The organism is Cellulosimicrobium sp. BMG9.23 (genome assembly GCF_059159985.1).
In genome coordinates this window covers 168,200-184,012 of record NZ_JBZGBZ010000003.1, presented here as the reverse complement: position 1 = coordinate 184,012, position 15,813 = coordinate 168,200, and the positions used below count along the sequence as shown (strand labels likewise).

At 72.4% G+C, this 15,813-nt stretch carries 17 protein-coding genes; 7 read left to right on the top strand and 10 right to left on the bottom strand.

The window, feature by feature from the left end:
• Positions 1 to 5 precede the first annotated feature (5 nt).
• Both AC4H2G_RS05220 and AC4H2G_RS05215 read left to right on the top strand, forming a co-directional pair.
• Positions 6 to 1,787: a thiamine pyrophosphate-requiring protein gene (locus AC4H2G_RS05220; protein WP_494364690.1), complete on the top strand. Its 1,782-nt coding sequence runs from the start codon at positions 6 to 8 to the stop codon at positions 1,785 to 1,787.
• Positions 1,788 to 1,948: 161 nt separating this feature from the next.
• Positions 1,949 to 2,446, top strand: coding sequence for a GNAT family N-acetyltransferase (locus AC4H2G_RS05215; RefSeq protein ID WP_494364689.1), 498 nt, complete (start codon positions 1,949 to 1,951; stop codon positions 2,444 to 2,446).
• 140 nt (positions 2,447 to 2,586) lie between these two features.
• Here AC4H2G_RS05215 and AC4H2G_RS05210 read toward each other — a convergent pair whose 3' ends face one another.
• The gene (locus AC4H2G_RS05210) at positions 2,587 to 3,231 is read right to left on the bottom strand and encodes a MarR family winged helix-turn-helix transcriptional regulator (RefSeq protein ID WP_494364688.1); all 645 of its coding nucleotides are present in this window, start codon (positions 3,229 to 3,231) and stop codon (positions 2,587 to 2,589) included.
• 143 nt (positions 3,232 to 3,374) lie between these two features.
• Here AC4H2G_RS05210 and AC4H2G_RS05205 point away from each other — a divergent pair, with 143 nt between their 5' ends.
• A complete protein-coding gene (locus AC4H2G_RS05205; protein WP_494364687.1) occupies positions 3,375 to 4,346 on the top strand; it encodes an aldo/keto reductase in 972 nt (323 codons plus the stop codon).
• Between the two features lie 77 nt (positions 4,347 to 4,423).
• Complete coding sequence (locus tag AC4H2G_RS05200) at positions 4,424 to 5,515, top strand: Gfo/Idh/MocA family protein (RefSeq protein WP_494364686.1); 1,092 nt, start codon at positions 4,424 to 4,426, stop codon at positions 5,513 to 5,515.
• A 174-nt stretch (positions 5,516 to 5,689) separates the two neighbouring features.
• On the opposite strand, the gene AC4H2G_RS05195 is transcribed toward AC4H2G_RS05200, so the two are convergent.
• Positions 5,690 to 6,241 (bottom strand): nuclear transport factor 2 family protein, encoded by a 552-nt coding sequence (locus tag AC4H2G_RS05195; protein ID WP_494364685.1) that lies wholly within the window; start codon positions 6,239 to 6,241, stop codon positions 5,690 to 5,692.
• Entirely contained in the window at positions 6,238 to 6,486 is a 249-nt protein-coding gene (locus tag AC4H2G_RS05190; protein ID WP_494364684.1) for a hypothetical protein, read from the bottom strand. Before AC4H2G_RS05190 ends, AC4H2G_RS05195 begins: the two co-directional genes overlap by 4 nt.
• A 47-nt stretch (positions 6,487 to 6,533) precedes the next feature.
• Here AC4H2G_RS05190 and AC4H2G_RS05185 point away from each other — a divergent pair, with 47 nt between their 5' ends.
• Positions 6,534 to 7,430 (top strand): helix-turn-helix transcriptional regulator, encoded by an 897-nt coding sequence (locus tag AC4H2G_RS05185; protein WP_494364683.1) that lies wholly within the window; start codon positions 6,534 to 6,536, stop codon positions 7,428 to 7,430.
• A 371-nt stretch (positions 7,431 to 7,801) separates the two neighbouring features.
• Here AC4H2G_RS05185 and AC4H2G_RS05180 read toward each other — a convergent pair whose 3' ends face one another.
• The 7 genes from AC4H2G_RS05180 to AC4H2G_RS05150 all read right to left on the bottom strand — a co-directional run bounded on the left by AC4H2G_RS05180 (position 7,802) and on the right by AC4H2G_RS05150 (position 13,126).
• A complete protein-coding gene (locus AC4H2G_RS05180) occupies positions 7,802 to 8,866 on the bottom strand; it encodes an NAD-dependent epimerase/dehydratase family protein (protein WP_494364682.1) in 1,065 nt (354 codons plus the stop codon).
• A gap of 124 nt (positions 8,867 to 8,990) precedes the next feature.
• Positions 8,991 to 9,593 (bottom strand): flavodoxin family protein, encoded by a 603-nt coding sequence (locus AC4H2G_RS05175; RefSeq protein WP_494364681.1) that lies wholly within the window; start codon positions 9,591 to 9,593, stop codon positions 8,991 to 8,993.
• A 111-nt stretch (positions 9,594 to 9,704) separates the two neighbouring features.
• The gene (locus AC4H2G_RS05170; protein ID WP_494364680.1) at positions 9,705 to 10,451 is read right to left on the bottom strand and encodes an SDR family NAD(P)-dependent oxidoreductase; all 747 of its coding nucleotides are present in this window, start codon (positions 10,449 to 10,451) and stop codon (positions 9,705 to 9,707) included.
• 155 nt (positions 10,452 to 10,606) lie between these two features.
• Positions 10,607 to 10,969, bottom strand: coding sequence for a PRC-barrel domain-containing protein (locus AC4H2G_RS05165; protein WP_494364679.1), 363 nt, complete (start codon positions 10,967 to 10,969; stop codon positions 10,607 to 10,609).
• A complete protein-coding gene (locus AC4H2G_RS05160) occupies positions 10,966 to 11,364 on the bottom strand; it encodes a hypothetical protein (RefSeq protein WP_494364678.1) in 399 nt (132 codons plus the stop codon). Before AC4H2G_RS05160 ends, AC4H2G_RS05165 begins: the two co-directional genes overlap by 4 nt.
• Positions 11,361 to 12,590, bottom strand: coding sequence for an Nramp family divalent metal transporter (locus AC4H2G_RS05155; protein WP_494364677.1), 1,230 nt, complete (start codon positions 12,588 to 12,590; stop codon positions 11,361 to 11,363). Before AC4H2G_RS05155 ends, AC4H2G_RS05160 begins: the two co-directional genes overlap by 4 nt.
• Positions 12,587 to 13,126, bottom strand: a complete 540-nt coding sequence (locus AC4H2G_RS05150) for a hypothetical protein (RefSeq protein ID WP_494364676.1) — start codon at positions 13,124 to 13,126, stop codon at positions 12,587 to 12,589. Before AC4H2G_RS05150 ends, AC4H2G_RS05155 begins: the two co-directional genes overlap by 4 nt.
• 140 nt (positions 13,127 to 13,266) lie before the next feature.
• Between AC4H2G_RS05150 and AC4H2G_RS05145 the strand changes: the two genes are divergently transcribed.
• Both AC4H2G_RS05145 and AC4H2G_RS05140 read left to right on the top strand, forming a co-directional pair.
• Positions 13,267 to 13,935, top strand: coding sequence for a PAS and ANTAR domain-containing protein (locus AC4H2G_RS05145; protein WP_494364675.1), 669 nt, complete (start codon positions 13,267 to 13,269; stop codon positions 13,933 to 13,935).
• 57 nt (positions 13,936 to 13,992) lie between these two features.
• Positions 13,993 to 15,642, top strand: coding sequence for an ATP-dependent DNA ligase (locus AC4H2G_RS05140; protein ID WP_494364674.1), 1,650 nt, complete (start codon positions 13,993 to 13,995; stop codon positions 15,640 to 15,642).
• The last annotated feature ends 171 nt before the right edge of the window (positions 15,643 to 15,813 follow it).

Genomic DNA, 15,813 nt, shown 5'->3' with positions numbered 1-15,813 from the left:
GGAGGATGACCCAGGAAACCGCGCAGGACAGGATCGTGGCCGACGGGATCGTGGACCGCCTCGTCGACTGGCAGGTCGACCGCGTCTTCGGCTACGCCGGGGACGGCATCGACCCGATCCTCGGGGCGCTGCGCCGCCGCGCCGGCGACGTCGAGCTGGTCACCGCCCGGCACGAGGAGATGGCCGCCTTCATGGCGAGCGGCCACGCGAAGTACTCGGGCTCGGTCGGCGTCTGCCTCGCCACGCAGGGCCCGGGCGCGATCCACCTGCTCAACGGCCTGTACGACGCGAAGCTGGACCGCAAGCCGGTCGTCGCGATCGTCGGCCAGGTCGTGAGCACGGCGCTCGGCGCGGGGTACCTGCAGGAGGTCGACCTGCACACGGTCTTCAAGGACGTGTGCGCGCAGTACGTGCAGACCGTCATGTCCCCCGAGCAGCTCCCGCACGTGCTCGACGCCGCCTTCCGCACCGCCCTCGCGACGTCGAGCCCGGTCTGCGTGATCGTGCCGCACGACGTCCAGCAGGCCGCGCTCCCCGACCCGGGTCACGAGCACGGCGTCGTGCACTCGTCCGCCGTGTTCGCGAGCAGCCGCGCGGTGCCCGACGCCGAGGCGCTGGAGGAGGCGGCCCAGGTGCTGGGTGCGGGTGAGCGCGTCGCGGTGCTCGTCGGCCAGGGCGCGCGCGGCGCCGAAAAGCATGTGCGGGCGCTCGTCGAACGGCTGGGCGCCGGCCTGACCACGTCCCTGCTCGGCAAGCCGCTGCTCGACGAGTCGCTGCCCTACCACTGCGGCGTAATGGGCCACCTCGGCACCACCGCGTCGGCGGACCTCATGTCGGGGTGCGACACCTTGCTGATCGTGGGCAGCAACGACCCGTGGACCGAGTTCTACCCGGCCCCGGGCCAGGCGCGCGCCGTGCAGGTCGACGTGACCGCCCGCAACATCGGCGCCAAGCACCCCGTCGACGTGCCGCTCGTCGGCGACGCCGCTGCGACGCTCGAGGCGCTCGTCCCGCTCCTGCCCGAGCGGCAGGGCTGGCGCGCCGACGTCGAGGGGTTCGTGCGCGCCTGGCGCGGTGTCGCGGACCGGCGCGTCCGGCAGGAGACCGAGCGGCTGAACCCCCAGCTCGTGCTCCACGAGCTGTCCGAGGTCCTGCCTCCCGACGCGCAGGTCGCCGTCGACGTCGGCTCCGTCACCTACTGGTACGCGCGCTTCCTCCGGCTGCCCGTCGGTGTCCCCGCGCACCTGTCGAGCACGCTCGCCTCGATGGGCTCGGCCCTGCCGTACGGGATCGCGGCGAAGCTCCTGCACCCCGACCGGCCGGTCGTGGCGCTCGCGGGCGACGGGGCGATGCAGATGAACGGGCTCTCGGAGCTCATCACCGTCGCGCACCGGTGGCGCGACTGGTCCGACCCGCGGTTCGTGGTGCTCGTGCTCAACAACGGCGACCTCGCGGAGGTGTCGTGGGAGCAGCGCGAGATGGAGGGCGACCCGCGCTTCCGCACGTCGCAGACCGTGCCCGACTTCCCGTACGCGGCCTACGCCGACCTCCTCGGTCTGGGCGGCCTGCGCGTGGAGGCGGGCGACGACGTGGGCGCGGCCTGGCGCGAGGCGCTCTCGGCGGACCGACCCGTCGTCGTCGAGGCCGTCGTGGACCCGGACACGCCGCTCCTCGCGCCGCGCCAGCCGCAGGAGAAGGTCGACCAGGCGCTCCGCGGCCTCGAGCAGGAGGGCTCCGGAGAACAGGCCGCCCGGCTGCTGCGCGAGCAGCGCGACCACGAGGGCTGATGCGCGGGCCTCACCCGGCGCCGGGCGGCGCGACGGCCGGGACCGTCCCGTCGTCCGCCAGCACGGGCGCTCCCCCGAGCGACCGGGCGTCCCAGCCCGCCCCGTGTAGTTGTGACGGACGGCGGTGTCCTGGCCGCACGGGCCGGTGGGTAGCTCATTCGATGACCCGGGACGACGTGACGATCCGCCCCTACGAGGACGGCGACGCCGCCGCGACGCTGCGGATCTTCGAGCGTGCCGTCACCGAGACGGCCCGCTCGCGCTACAGCGAGGAGCAGGTCGGGGCGTGGCTGGGCGGCCCGCGGGACGAGACGGCGTGGCACGAGCGACGTGCCGAGGCGAGGACCGTCGTGGCCGTCGTCGAAAGAGAGGTCGCCGGGTTCACCGACCTGCGCGGCGACGGCTACGTCGACATGCTCTTCGTCTCGCCCGACCACGGGCGGCGCGGGATCGGCGCGCGTCTCCTCGCGCACGTGGTCGAGACGGCGCGGCGCGACGGCATCGCAACGCTCAGCACCCACGCGAGCAAGGTCGCCCGGCCCGTGTTCGAGCGCGCCGGCTTCACGGTCGTCGAGCGCGAGACGGTGCAGCAGGGAGAGGTCACCCTCGACCGATACCTCATGAGTCTGCCGACGGCGCACGGCACGGATCGCCCGTAGCGAGACATCCGGTCGGGATACGAGCTGGTGCCGCGCTCCGGTAGGAGGTCAGCACGGGCGCGATGGCGCAGGATCACGGCGGCGAGGGAGCTCAGCCTGCTGGAGCGCTTCGCGGGGCACCCGGTCGCGGCGTAGGGCGGCTACGTCCTGGGCGCCTCGGGGAGAGTCGGCGCCGCAGCTGCTGAGGCGGCTCGTCCCCTGTTGATGGCGGCCTCGACCGCCGAGCCGATGCGCTGCAAGGCCTTCAGGTCGTGCTGTTCGAGCTCGTCGATCAGGTATTCGCGGACTGCCGCGACATGCCCGGGCGCTGCAGCGACGACGACGTCGTATCCGGCCTCGGTCAGGGTCGTGTTGGTGCGCCGTCCCGCGCCGGGTATCCGGGACCGGGCGAGCAGCCCGCGCTTCTCCAGCCGTCCGACGACGTGCGACAGCCGTGACAGCGACGCCGACGTGCGCGCGGCCAGCGCGCTCATCTGCATCGTCCGGTCCGGCTCCTCCGAGAGCACCGAGAGCACCATGTACTCGAAGAAGGTCAGCCGGGACTCGCGTTGCATCCGGGCGTCGAGAGCGGCCGGCAGGCTGATCATGATCGCGGAGTTGGCCAGCCATGCCGCCAGCTCCTCGTGGTTCAGCCAGCGCGGTTCGGCGATCGCTCCAGGAGTCGCATCCGTGGCAGACGCGGTGCCGTCAGGCCCTTCTGTGCCCGGCGGGTTAGTCGCTCGTGGCGCCGACTCGTCCTGCGGACGGCTCCGGCCTTCTCGTCGTGCATCCGCTGTCTTCGCCATGGGACCAGCCTACGGCGCGAGTTATTGACGCATCAAGTTCAAGGGTGTAGATCTTGATGCGTGCGGTTCATGTTGAAGCGTCAAGTTCACCGGACACCCGCACGGATTCAGAATCCGGTGACCGACCCAGAGAGGACCATTCGATGCAGACCACGTCACTAGGTGGACTCGAAGTCTCGCGCATCGGCCTAGGAATCATGGGCATGTCCGACTTCTACACAGGCAGGGACGAGTCCGAGGAAGACTCGGTCCGCACCATCCAGCACGCCCTGGACCTCGGTGTCACCCACCTGGACACCGCCGAGGTGTACGGGGCCTCCGCCAACGAAGCCCTGTTGGGCCGGGCCCTCAGGGGTCGTCGGGACGAGGTGGTGCTCGCTACCAAGTTCGGCCTGGTGTCCCACACGGGCCGGTCCGGGCCGGACAGCACGCCGGCGAACGTTCGTCTCGCCGTGGAGGGGTCGTTGCGGCGCCTGGGCACCGACCACATCGACCTGTACTACCAGCACCGGGTCGATCCCGGCACCCCGATCGAGGACACCGTCGGCGCCCTGGCCGACCTGGTCACCCAGGGCAAGGTCCGCTACATCGGCCTGTCCGAGGCCGGTCCCGCCACGATCCGCCGCGCACACGCGGTGCACCCACTGGCCGCGGTCCAGAGCGAGTACTCGCTCTGGACACGGGACCCCGAGGCCGAGGTGCTACCGGTGCTGCGCGAGCTGGGGGTCGGTCTGGTGCCCTACTCTCCGCTGGGCCACGGCTTCCTGACCGGGAACATCCGCTCTCTGGACGGGCTGGACGCCGACGACTGGCGTCGCACCAACCCGAGGTTCACCGGCGGCAACCTCGAACGCAACCTGCGCATCGTGGAGGAGGTCCGCGCAGTGGCGACCGAGGCCGGAGCCACCCCTGCCCAGGTCGCCCTGGCCTGGCTCCTGGCCCAGGGCGAGGACATCAACCCCATCCCAGGCACCCGACGTGTCGAGCGGCTCGAGGAGAACATCGCCGCTGACGAGATCCGGCTCACCCCGGACCAGGTCGGCCGGCTGAACGACCTGACCCCCGCGTCCGGCGACCGCCATGACCAGAACGGCATGGCCACCATCGACCGGTGAAGAGCGACTCAGCAACGAGCCGAACGGCACGAGACGACTCTGCCTCGACCGCAGAAGACTGAACGGAGCAGCACATCATGACAAACGATGCGATTCGCGTCGGGATCATCGGCGCGGACGCGAAGGCGAGCTGGGCCGGTGCGTCGCACATCCCCGCGCTGGCGGCCCAGCCGCAGCTCGTGCTGGCCGCCGTGGCGACACGGCGCGAGGAGAGCGCGCGCAAGGCCGCCGAGGTCTTCGGAGCCGAGCGCTGGTTCGCCGACCCGTACGAGCTGATCAACGACCCGTCGATCGATCTCGTCACCGTCGCCGTCAAGGTCCCGGCACACCGCGAGCTCGTGCTCGCGGTTCTCGCGGCGGGCAAGGCGGTCTACTCGGAGTCCCCGTTGGGTGCGACGGTCGCAGAGACTGAGGAGATCGCCCTGGCCGCCGGCTCGCTGCACACCGCGATCGGGCTGCAGGGCAGCTTCAACCCGTCGGTGCGCCGGGCGGCCGAGATCATCGCCCACGGGAGCCTTGGGCGACTGTTGTCGGCACGCGTCGCCTCGACGACCTTCGGGAACGGTCCGGAGTCGACGAGCGCCTACGAGTACTTCGACAAGGCAGCTGCCGGGGCGAGCTTCATGACGATCGCGGTAGGTCATGTCCTGGACGTGGTCGAGACGGTCCTCGGCGACGTCACCGAGATCGATGCGCGCACGGAGCTCCTCTGGCCGGAGGTGAAGCTGACCGACACCGGCACGACCACCACCCGTGAGGTACCGGACCACCTCGACGCGATCGTCAAGACCTCGTCCGGCACCCCGGTGGGAGTGCAGGTCCTGGCCGGCGTGCCAGTACCCGACGCCCACTTCAGCCTCGAGGTCCGCGGCGCCGACGGCTGGCTGAGGCTGACCGGCAACCACCCCGCCGGCGTCCAGGTCGGCGACCTCACGCTGACCTCGAGCGTGGACTTCGACGCGCCCGACCGCCCGGTCGCCACAGGAACCGGACCGGGCGCCGCCGAGATCTGGACCGGTGCCTCCATCAACGTCGGCGAGGTGTACGCAAGCCTCGCGCGTGATATCACCGACGACACCCACCACACCCCGGGATTCGCGCACGCCGCCCACAACAGCCGCCTGGTCGCCCGGGTCGAGCAGGCCGCGCGAACCGGCATCCGCCAGTAGCCACACCGTCAGCAACCGGACCTGTCACCCGGCACCCGGGGCGACGGGGCTCTCGTCCTCTTCCTGCCCGCGCCACCGACCGGAGACCGCCGGTCGGTCCAGCACTCCGCGCGGACGGTCTACGGCCAGTGATCAGGCAGCCTGCGGTTCAGGCGACGGCGTTTCGAGCGGCACCTACCGGCCGGATCGAGAGGACCGTGTCAGTGAGAGCATGCGTCCGACGGCCCGGAGAAGTGACCGGAACTCGGCGCGGTTGGGGCGGACGCCCAACCGGGCGTACATCATCACGTTGCCGTACTCGGCCATGCGCACGATCTTGCCTGCGGTGACGTCGAACCGGGTCAGGTAGGTGTTGCGATACGGCGCGCCGGTGCGGGCGACGACCATGTCTCCTGTCGCGAGGAAGAAGACATCGCGACCGTCGGGGCTGACGGTCCACTGGTGGTTGCGCCAGACGAGCGGGTCGAACTTGTCGAAGATGCCCCTGGTGTACCCGAGCACCTCCTCGCGGCCGTTCACGTCTGCGACGCAGAAACCCTGCCGACGCCCGGCGATGATGTCCGCGACACCTTCTGCGTCGTTCACCGCGTTCGAGTGCATGAAGAGCTGCTCGGCGTCGTCCCTGAGGGCGTCCTCGACGGCATCGATGTCCTTCGCTTCGACGGCCCGGATGAACTCCTTGGCTGTCTCCAGCGCCGAGCGGGTGGGGGGTCGGATGCCGGTCATGACAGCTTCTCCCTCGCGTCCGCGCCGGCGGTCGTGGCGTCCCAGGACAAGAGCGGTTCACCGAACGCCGGTGGCATGCCGAAGGACGCGAAGCGCGGCGTCCACCACCGGGTGAAGTCCGACTCGTACGCGAAGAGCCGTTCGGAGAAGGTGGGGAGGTCGATGCCCTCGTCGAGCTCCAGGGAGACGATGAACTCCTCAACTCGATCGGCTGGGATCGGGACTGTCCACGCTGTACTGGTCATGTTTCCTCCGATGGCTCTGGTGCAGCTGAAGCGGCACACCATCGAGGATGCAAGGGCCCAGGAGCGGGAGGAAGACCGTGCCGAACCTAGTACTGCCAGTGTCACCACACGCGGAGGAAGCGTCCGTCCTGCGCAAGGATGGGCCCATGGCGAGCAGTGATCGCAGCGACCTGGCGCAGTACTTGAGACAGCGTAGGGCGGCGATGACGCCGCCGGACCTGCACGGTCAACCGAGAAGTTCCCGCCGGCGCGTTTCGGGGCTTCGCCGGCAGGAGATGGCCGATCTGACCGGGATCTCCGTGGAGTACTACACGCGTCTGGAACAGGGCAGAGCTCCTCGACCGTCGCGTGAGATTCTCACGGCCTTGGCGCAAGGCTTGGCTCTGACCGGGCCGGAGCGCGCGCACCTGTTCCGGCTGGGAGGCGAGTCTCCGCCCGAGCTGCCCACCCCCGGCTCGGTCGTGCGCCCGGGGTTGCTGCGGATGCTCCACGGGCTGGACGACACGATGCCGGTGACCGTGCACGACGGCCGGCTCGACCTCCTGGCCCGGAACAAGCGCGCAGCCGAGCTGCTGCCAGCACCTGACGGGACCGGCCCCTTCGCGCGCAACCTCGCCTACCAGGCGTTCGCGACCACCGCCCTCACCGACCTGCTCGGTGAGGACGGTGCTGAGCAGTTCTTGCGCGTCGCGGCCGCTGAGCTGCGCACCGCCCTGAGCCGATATCCCGAGGACGACTACCTCCGCCGCATGCTCGCGGAACTCACCGCGACCAGCCCGATCTTCAGCGACTACTGGGAGCGCGACGAGGTCATCGCGTGGCGATCGGCGACCAAACAGCTGCACCACTCCACCTACGGCCAGGTCACCTTCGACATCGAGCTCCTGCACGACCCGGAGCGGGACCACTGGGTCATGCTCTACACGCCCCGCGACGGCGCCTGATCTCTGCCACATCTGCTGGCCCGGCAAGGGGTGGTTTCGATGCGCGCAGCGTTCGGGAGCAGGCCGCATAGTCGCGGGCGGCGTCGAGAGGGACACCAGATTCGAGGCTCATCACAGATGAGGGTGGAGCCGCGGTGGTGGAGACATCCATCGTGCCCTCCTTCCGCTACCCGCCATGCGCACCGGACCTGCCGGGAGCGTCCGGTCGTCCGCCAGCACGGCCCGCCGCCGAACCCGAGTCCCACGGCGGGGCACTCGCCGCCGATACGCCGGTCGTACGACATCGTGCCGACGAGCGCGACGGCGTGCGCGGCGACCTAGTGCGGCGGCGTGCGCGGCACCCAGGTGGCCGCAGCCGTGCACCGAGACCCTCACGACGCCTCCCCCGGGCCGCGCGCCGACCCGACCGCCGCTGCCCCCACGACCGCAGCGCCTTCGCGGTCGGTGTCGTCGGGTGCGTCCGGACGGTCCTGCGGCCGGGCGCGGAACCACGCGACGGTGCGCGCGAGCCCGTCGGGCCAGGAGGTACGGGCCACCCACCCGAGCTCGCGCTCCGCGAGCGTCGTGTCGGGGCGCCGACGGCGCGGGTCGTCCTCGGGCAGGTCGACGCGAACGATCCCGGCGCCGCACCCGGTCGCGGCGAGGACGTCCCGGGCGACGCGCTCCACCGTGAGCTCGGTGCGGTTGCCGAGGTTCATCGGCCCGGTGTGGCCGCTCGCCGCGAACTCCAGCAGCCCCTCGACGAGGTCGTCGACGTAGCAGACCGACCGCGTCTGGGACCCGTCGCCCGCCACGGTGAGCGGCTCACCCGCGAGCGCCTGCCGCACGAACGTCGGGATCATCCGCCCGTCGTGGCCGCGCATGCGCGGCCCGTAGGTGTTGAAGATCCGCACGATCCCGGCGTCGACCCCCCGGGTGCGCCGGTACGCCGTCGTCAGCGCCTCGGCGAACCGCTTGGACTCGTCGTACACGCTGCGCGGACCGACGGGGTTCACGTGACCCCAGTAGTCCTCGCGCTGCGGGTGGACCTCCGGGTCGCCGTACACCTCCGAGGTCGACGCGAGGACGAACCGCGCCCCGGCGCGCTCCGCGAGCTCGAGCGCGTTCCGCGTCCCGGCCGACCCGACGAGCAGGGTCTCGACCGGCAGGCGCAGGTAGTCGGCGGGCGAGGCGGGGGACGCGAGGTGCAGCACGAGGTCGACGCGGTCCGGCTCCGGGATCTCGAGCCCCGCGGAGACGTCGGTCACCACGAGGTCGAAGCGCGGGTCGTCGCGCAGGGCGGCGACGTTGCGCTCGTGGCCCGTCGACATGTCGTCGACGCACACGACCTCGGTGCCGCCCGCGACGAGCGCCTCGCACACGTGGCTGCCCACGAACCCCGCACCCCCGGTGACCACCGCGCGCCGCACGGTTCCGGTCGCCGACTTCTCCGCCATGGTCGCTCCTCACAGAAGAACCGACGGGCTCGCTGCTGGACCCGGCGCCCTCACGCTGGCACGAGCCAGAAGCGCCCGCACGCGGAGAACCGGTTCTCCGGGATCAGCCCTGCGGCGGCACGGCTCAGCCCTGCGGCGGCACGGGACGCTCGGCGAGCGCCGTCGCGACGGCGTGCAGGTTGTGCGCCATGAGCTGGCCGGTCGAGCGAGCCCACTCGTGACCGTGCCCCGTCTGGACGTAGTCGGGGCCGGGACCGGGGCCCTGGTTCCAGTACGTCCACGACTGCCCGGGGATCGTGTACCCGATGTCGACGAGCGCGCCGCTGATCTCCGAGATGACGTGGTGGGCGCCGTCCTCGTTGCCCGTCACCACGACGCCCGCGACGCGGTTGTACGCGACCGGTGTGCCCTCGTCGGTGGTCTCCGAGATCATCGCGTCCATGCGCTCGATCATGCGCTGCGCGATCGACGACGGGCGGCCGACCCAGGTCGGCGTCACGACGACGAGGATCTCGGAGTCGAGCAGCTTGTCGTGGACCTGCGGCCACTCGTCGCCCTCGCCGAGGTCCGTGACGACGCCGGGCGGCACCTCGTGGTCGACGAGCCGCACGTGCTCGACGGTGACGCCCCGGTCCTGCAGCGCCTCGGCCACGACCCGCGCGAGGGCCTCCGTGTTGGACGGCTCAGGGGACTTCTTGAGGGTGCAGCTGACGAACAGGGCCTTCACGGGGGCCACCTCCGGACACGCGTCATGACATCGGCGGGCGCGCTGCTCGACCCTCTCGACACCGTAACCACGCCCTCCTGGACTCGCCCGGCAGGCACCCGGGCGCGCATCTCACCAGGCGACCGCACCTGCCGCGCTGATGAACGTGCCCGACGCCGCGTCGTCGGGCAGGCGCGCGGCCCGCACCACCACGCGCGCCGCCTCGGGTGCCGGCGTGGGCGCCTGCTCCCGGTTCCCCGGCGCGAGGTCGGTCTGGACCCAGCCGGGGCAGACCGAGGTCACCTTGATCGGCGTGCCCGCCAGACGCTTCGCGAGCACGACGGTCACCGCGTTGAGCGCCGCCTTCGACGCCTGGTAGGCGGGCAGCACCATCCCGAAGTACGGCGAGGCCGGGTCCTGCTGGTCGGTCAGCGAACCCATCGTCGACGACACGTTGACCACCCGCCCGGCACGAGACCGCTCGAGCAGCGGCAGGAACTCCTCGATGACGCTCACCGGCCCGAGGACGTTGGTCCGGAACGTCCGCTCGAAGATCTCGGGATCCACGAACCGAGCTACTGCGTCGTCCGGCCGCGCGTCCAGGTCGGCCAGGATCCCCGCGTTGTTGACGAGGACGTCGAGACGGTCGAAGCGCTCGCCGATCTCGGCCGCGGCGGCGCGGACGCTCTCCGGTGCGTCGACGTCGAGCACGACGCCGTGGACGTCGAGCCCGCGTCCGCGCAGCTCGGACGACTCCCGTCGGACGGCGTCGGCGGCCCGGCCGGCGAGGACGACCGTGCAGCCGTCCACGGCGAGCGCCTCGACGACGGCCCTCCCGAGCCCTCGGGTACCGCCCGTGACGAGTGCGATGGTCTGCATCAACCTGCTCCTTCGGTGACGTGGCACCGGCGGGCGCGCCGGCTCCACACACTCTCGCTGCACGGACGGCGGGCGTCTGGCGGGGATCGGACGTCGCGTCTCGACACGGACCGGACCTCGAGCGGTGCCCGCCGATCGGGGCCGATCAGGGCCGATCAGGGCCGATCAGGGCGAGGGGTCGCGCGGTCGAGCGCCGGGTCGTGCTCGCCGTAGCCCGCGGCGAGCCGCACGCCGTCCGAGCCGACGTCCGCGACGTCCTCCCACCGCACGAGGTACGTCCCGCGGTGGCGGCGCCGGACGAGCTGCGGGATCGGCCACGGGGAGCGCACCTCCGTGCGCTCGTACCCGTGGAACGAGCCCGCCTTCCGCGGGCTGACGAGGACCCCGACGACGCGCGCGTCCCCCACCGCGTCGTCGTCCGCGAGGAGGTCGAGCTCGAGGCGCACGTCGACGACGAAGCCGAGCGGGGCGTCGTCGGGCCCGACGACCGGGGCGTCGAGCAGGTCGGAGAGGATCACGAGCCCGCCTCCGGGTCGTGCGACCCGCCGGGGATGCGCCCGACGACGTGGTCCCGCACCCACCGCTCGGTCCACCCGACGTCGAGCCGGTCCGCGGGGACGGTGAGCTCGAGCGCCGTGCCCACCTGTCCGACGTCGTCCCACGCGATCTGCGCGCGCCGCGACCGTGGCGGGTGGCCGCCCAGGATGCGCGTCACGAGCACGGGCCATGTGACGATCGCCCCGACGCGCGCCTCCTGACCGGGGACGACGTCGCCGCCGTCCGGCCCGACGAGCTCGAGGTCGTCCACCGTGGTCACGGGCTCGCCGTGGACGTCGAGCACCTGCCGGCTCAGCAGGTGCAGGCGGGCGTCGACGACCCGGGTCCCCACCACCCGGCGCGGGGTGTCGGTCATGAGCCTGCTCCTGTCGCGATCATCAGGGGGATCGCCGCGACGGCCGCGGCCACCACGACGACGAGGTAGACCATGCCGAGCGCGTTCATCACGCGCCCGTTGACGTGCTCCCCCATGTACTCGGGGTCGTTCGCGACCACGAGGATCGGGATGTACGTGAGCGGCAGCGCGACCGCGGAGAACACCACGGACATCTCCGTGACCCGGATGGGGTCGACGCTCGTCATGAGGATCCCGACCGCGAGCAGCAGGGCCACGATCAGCGTGAGGTGGAACCGCGCCGCCCGGGCCGGGCGCCGGAACTTCCCCCACGACCAGCCGAGGTACTGCGCGAGCGTGTACCCGCCGGACAGCGCGGTCTCCAGCGCGGCGCCGAACGTGGCGGCGACGATGCCGAGGATCACCAGCGCGAGCAGGATCTTCCCGCCCGCGAGCGCGACGGGCAGCACGATCTGCGAGAGCGACGACACCTCGATGCCCGCCGGCAGGAGCACCACGGCCGCGCACGCCGCGATCGCGACCGAGAGCAGGCCGCCCAGCGGGAAGCCGACGAGGACGTTCACGCGGTTGCGGGTCAGGTCCTTGACCGTCCACTTCTCCTCGACCGCGCCCGACGAGAAGAAGAACACCTCGTACGGCGTCATCGCCGCACCGAACAGCGCGACCGCGTAGTACCAGTACGACGCGACGTGCTCCGTCGCGGGCGGAGACGGCTGCACCGCCTGGCGCAGGAGCTCGCCCCAGTCCGGCCCGAGCAGGAACAGCGCGACCGCGAAGCCCACCAGCAGGAGCCCCATGAGGCCCGCGACGTTCTCCATGACGTCGAACTTCACGCGCCACAGAACGAGCCAGACCGCGAGCGCCGCGACCGGGATCCACAGCCGCGGCTCGACGCTGCTCACGAGGTGCAGCGCGAGCGCGATGCCCCCGACCTCCGCCGTGAGCGTGAGGAGGTTGATGAAGAACGAGGCCACCAGGTTTGCGCCTGCGGCGCGCGGGCCGAGGCGCTCGCGGATGATCTCGAACGTCGCGCGCCCGCTGACGGCGGCGACGCGGCCCGACATGCTCGCGAAGACGCAGATGCCGATCACGCCGACGACGACCACCCACACGAGCGAGAGCCCGAACCGCGACCCCACCACCGCGTTCGTCACGAGGTCGCCGATGTCGACGAACCCGCCGATGGCGGTCAGGATGCCGAGCGCCACGCCCACGAGCTGCTTCATGCGCCCCCCGCCAGGGCGAGCACGGCGTCGAGGTCCGACGTCGCGGCGTCGAGCCGGGCGAGCGCCTCGTCGCCCGTCGCGGGGACGTCCCCCGCGTCGGACAGGTCGCCCCCGGCCTCGCGGGCCACCCACGCGCGGGCCGCGACGACCTCCGCCGTCACGCCCTCCACCGCTTCCAGCCCGGCGGCCCGGTGCGCGGACGACGTGTCGTCGGGCGGGGCGAGCGTCGTGAGCGCCGTCGACGCGTCCGCGAGCACGCGCACCTGGTCGAGGATCGCGGCGTCCGCGACCGCGGAGGTGACGCGGTCCGCGTCGAGCAGGTCGACGGTGAGCCGCGTGGTCTCGGCGGCGGAGGCCGCCTCGGAGAGCGCGTCGCGCACGGCGGCCGTGGCCTGCCCCGGCTCCTGCCGGCTCGCGACGGTGCAGCCCGCCGTCCCGCCGGCGACCGCCACGCCCACTGCCACGGACACCGCCACGGCGCGGGCCGCCACGACCTTCCCGGCGGCTGCTCGCGCACGTGCTCGTCGGCGTCCCACCAGCGGATCGTCCCGCGGTCCTGCGACGTCCGCACGAGGGAAGGCTCGCCCCCTGCAGAACCGTCTCTCGGGGGGTACGGTGAGACGGACGAGTCAGGCCACGGCTCATTTCTCTGCCCACCCGGGAACAGGTGACGAGGATGACTGTCGAGAACCTTCCTGCTCAGCGATCCGCCGTCGAACCGTCCGCCGTGGAGCGCGCGCTCGCTCTCGGCCCTCAGCAGCTCACCGGCGAGTTCCGCATCGAGCTTGCGACCGGCGTCTGGTGGTGGTCCGACGAGGCGTTCCTCGTGCACGGGTTCGCACCGGGTGAGGTCGTCCCGACCACCGAGCTCGTGCTGGCGCACAAGCATCCCGAGGACCGCGAGCGTGTCCGCCGCCTCCTCGACGCCGGTCGGCGGACGGGAGCCCCGTTCAGCAGCGTCCACCGGATCATGGACGCGCGGGGGCGCGAGCGGACCATCGCGGTCGTCGGTCAGGGCCGGCGGGACGACGACGGCGACCTCGTCGAGATCCTCGGCTACTTCGTCGACATCTCGACCGTCGTGGCCGAGCGCAGCGACGAGCGCGCGACGGAGCAGATCACCGCAGCCGCGGCGACGCGGGGCACCATCGAGCAGGCGAAGGGTGTGATCGCCGCGACCTATGCGATCGACCCGGAGCAGGCGTTCTTGCTGCTGCGTGCGACCTCGAACGACCGCAACGTGCGCCTCCACGAGGTCGCCCAGCTCGTCGTGCGGACCGCCACCGCGTCCGGGGAGCAGTGCCGCCAGTACCTCGACGCCGTCCTCGGTCCGCGCGAAGGCTGAGGCACCGGCTCCTCGCTTCCGCGAGCGCCGTCGCGGCGGTCGGCGCCAGGATGGACCATGCTGCTCGCCGAGGTCGCCGCCACGTCCGACGCCGTCGCCGCCACGCGCTCCCGGCTCGCCAAGCGCGCGGCGATCGCCGACCTGCTGCGCCGCGCCGCGAGCGAGGCGCTCCACGGCCCGACGCACGCGCTCGGCCCCGCGCTGGACGAGGTCGAGATCGCCGTCGCGTACCTCGCGGGAGAGCTGCGCCAGCGTCGCACGGGCCTCGGCTGGCGTTCCCTGCGCGAGCTGCCGCCACCCGCCGAGGAGCCCACGCTCACGCTCGACGCGGTCGACGCCGCGTTCGCGCGCATGGCGGAGCTGTCCGGTCCGGGGTCCGCGACGGCGCGGCAGGCGGAGGCGGCCGCGCTGTTCGGCGCCGCGACAGCCCGCGAGCAGGCGCTCCTCGCGGGCCTCGTCTCGGGCGAGCTCCGGCAGGGCGCGCTCGACTCGGTCGTCGTCGACGCGGTCGCCGAGGCCGCGGGCGTCCCCGCGGACGCGGTGCGCCGCGCCGTCATGCTGCGCGGCGCGACCGGGCCCGTCGCGCGCGCGGCCCTCGCGGCGCCCGGACCCGAGGCGGCCCTCGTCGCGCTCGATGGGTTCCGGCTCGAGGTCGGGCGACCCGTCCGACCGATGCTCGCGCAGTCCGCGCCCGACGTCGCGGAGGCGTTCACGAAGCTCGGGATCTCGGGCGGCGCGGACGTCGCCGGCGCGGACGGGCTGCCGGGCTACGACGCCGAGCCGCCGGTCACCGTGGACGTCAAGCTGGACGGCATCCGCGTCCAGGTGCACCGCGACGGCGACACCGTGCGGGTCTTCACGCGCTCTCTCGACGACATCACCGCGCGCGTGCCCGAGATCGTCGCCGCGGTGCGCGCGCTGCCGTCCCGGGCGCTCGTGCTCGACGGCGAGGCGCTCGTCGTCGGGGAGGACGGGGTACCGCGGCCGTTCCAGGAGACGGCGGCACGATCTGCGACCCAGGACTCCGGGGAACCCGCGCTCGCGACCGCTCGTGCGGCCGGGTTCGAGCTCACGCCGTACTTCTTCGACGTGCTCCACGCCGACGGTCGCGACCTGCTCGACGAGCCGCTGCGCGAGCGTCTCGCCGTGCTCGACGTCGTCGCCGGTCCGCACCTCGTGCGGCGGCTCGCGACCGCCGATCCCGCGGAGGCAGCCGCGTTCTTCGAGGCTGCGGTGGCCGAGGGCCAGGAGGGCGTCGTCGTGAAGTCGCTCGACGCGCCCTACGCCGCCGGGCGACGCGGCGCGGGCTGGGTCAAGGTCAAGCCGCGGCACACGCTCGACCTCGTCGTGCTCGCCGTCGAGCAGGGCTCCGGGCGGCGCAGCGGCTGGCTCTCGAACATCTGGCTCGGCGCGCGCGACCCCGACGGCGGCTACGTGATGCTCGGCAAGACGTTCAAGGGGATGACCGACGAGATGCTCGCGTGGCAGACGCAGCGGTTCCGCGAGCTCGAGACCTCTCGCGACGGCCCGGTGGTTCACGTGCGGCCCGAGCAGGTCGTCGAGATCGCGTTCGACGGGCTCCAGCGCTCGACCCGCTACCCCGGCGGGCTCGCGCTGCGGTTCGCGCGGGTCGTGTGCTACCGCGACGACAAGACCGCAGCCGAGGCCGACACGATCGACTCCGTCCGCGCGCTCGCGGGCGGCTGACCGGGCAGGCTGGGCGCCATGGACAAGAATCGGCAGCTCATCCTCGGCCTCTCCGTGTGCGCCGGCGTCATCGTCGCCACGCTCCTGGTGATCGCTCTGGCGACCGGCTGATCGGTCGCCGGAGCGGGTGAGGAATGGTCGGCAGAACGCATGGCCGGGTAGCGCCGTCGG

Excerpts from the sequence above, each read along its gene's own strand:
- AC4H2G_RS05195 (WP_494364685.1), bottom strand. The coding sequence starts at position 6,241 with ATGACCGGCATCCGACCCCCCACCCGCTCGGCGCTGGAGACAGCCAAG.
- AC4H2G_RS05160 (WP_494364678.1), bottom strand. The coding sequence starts at position 11,364 with ATGACCGACACCCCGCGCCGGGTGGTGGGGACCCGGGTCGTCGACGCC.
- AC4H2G_RS05145 (WP_494364675.1), top strand. The coding sequence starts at position 13,267 with ATGACTGTCGAGAACCTTCCTGCTCAGCGATCCGCCGTCGAACCGTCC.
- AC4H2G_RS05200 (WP_494364686.1), top strand. The coding sequence starts at position 4,424 with ATGACAAACGATGCGATTCGCGTCGGGATCATCGGCGCGGACGCGAAG.
- AC4H2G_RS05140 (WP_494364674.1), top strand. The coding sequence starts at position 13,993 with ATGCTGCTCGCCGAGGTCGCCGCCACGTCCGACGCCGTCGCCGCCACG.
- AC4H2G_RS05220 (WP_494364690.1), top strand. The coding sequence starts at position 6 with ATGACCCAGGAAACCGCGCAGGACAGGATCGTGGCCGACGGGATCGTG.
- AC4H2G_RS05185 (WP_494364683.1), top strand. The coding sequence starts at position 6,534 with ATGCAAGGGCCCAGGAGCGGGAGGAAGACCGTGCCGAACCTAGTACTG.
- AC4H2G_RS05190 (WP_494364684.1), bottom strand. The coding sequence starts at position 6,486 with ATGACCAGTACAGCGTGGACAGTCCCGATCCCAGCCGATCGAGTTGAG.
- AC4H2G_RS05205 (WP_494364687.1), top strand. The coding sequence starts at position 3,375 with ATGCAGACCACGTCACTAGGTGGACTCGAAGTCTCGCGCATCGGCCTA.
- AC4H2G_RS05210 (WP_494364688.1), bottom strand. The coding sequence starts at position 3,231 with ATGGCGAAGACAGCGGATGCACGACGAGAAGGCCGGAGCCGTCCGCAG.
- AC4H2G_RS05180 (WP_494364682.1), bottom strand. The coding sequence starts at position 8,866 with ATGGCGGAGAAGTCGGCGACCGGAACCGTGCGGCGCGCGGTGGTCACC.
- AC4H2G_RS05155 (WP_494364677.1), bottom strand. The coding sequence starts at position 12,590 with ATGAAGCAGCTCGTGGGCGTGGCGCTCGGCATCCTGACCGCCATCGGC.
- AC4H2G_RS05215 (WP_494364689.1), top strand. The coding sequence starts at position 1,949 with ATGACCCGGGACGACGTGACGATCCGCCCCTACGAGGACGGCGACGCC.
- AC4H2G_RS05170 (WP_494364680.1), bottom strand. The coding sequence starts at position 10,451 with ATGCAGACCATCGCACTCGTCACGGGCGGTACCCGAGGGCTCGGGAGG.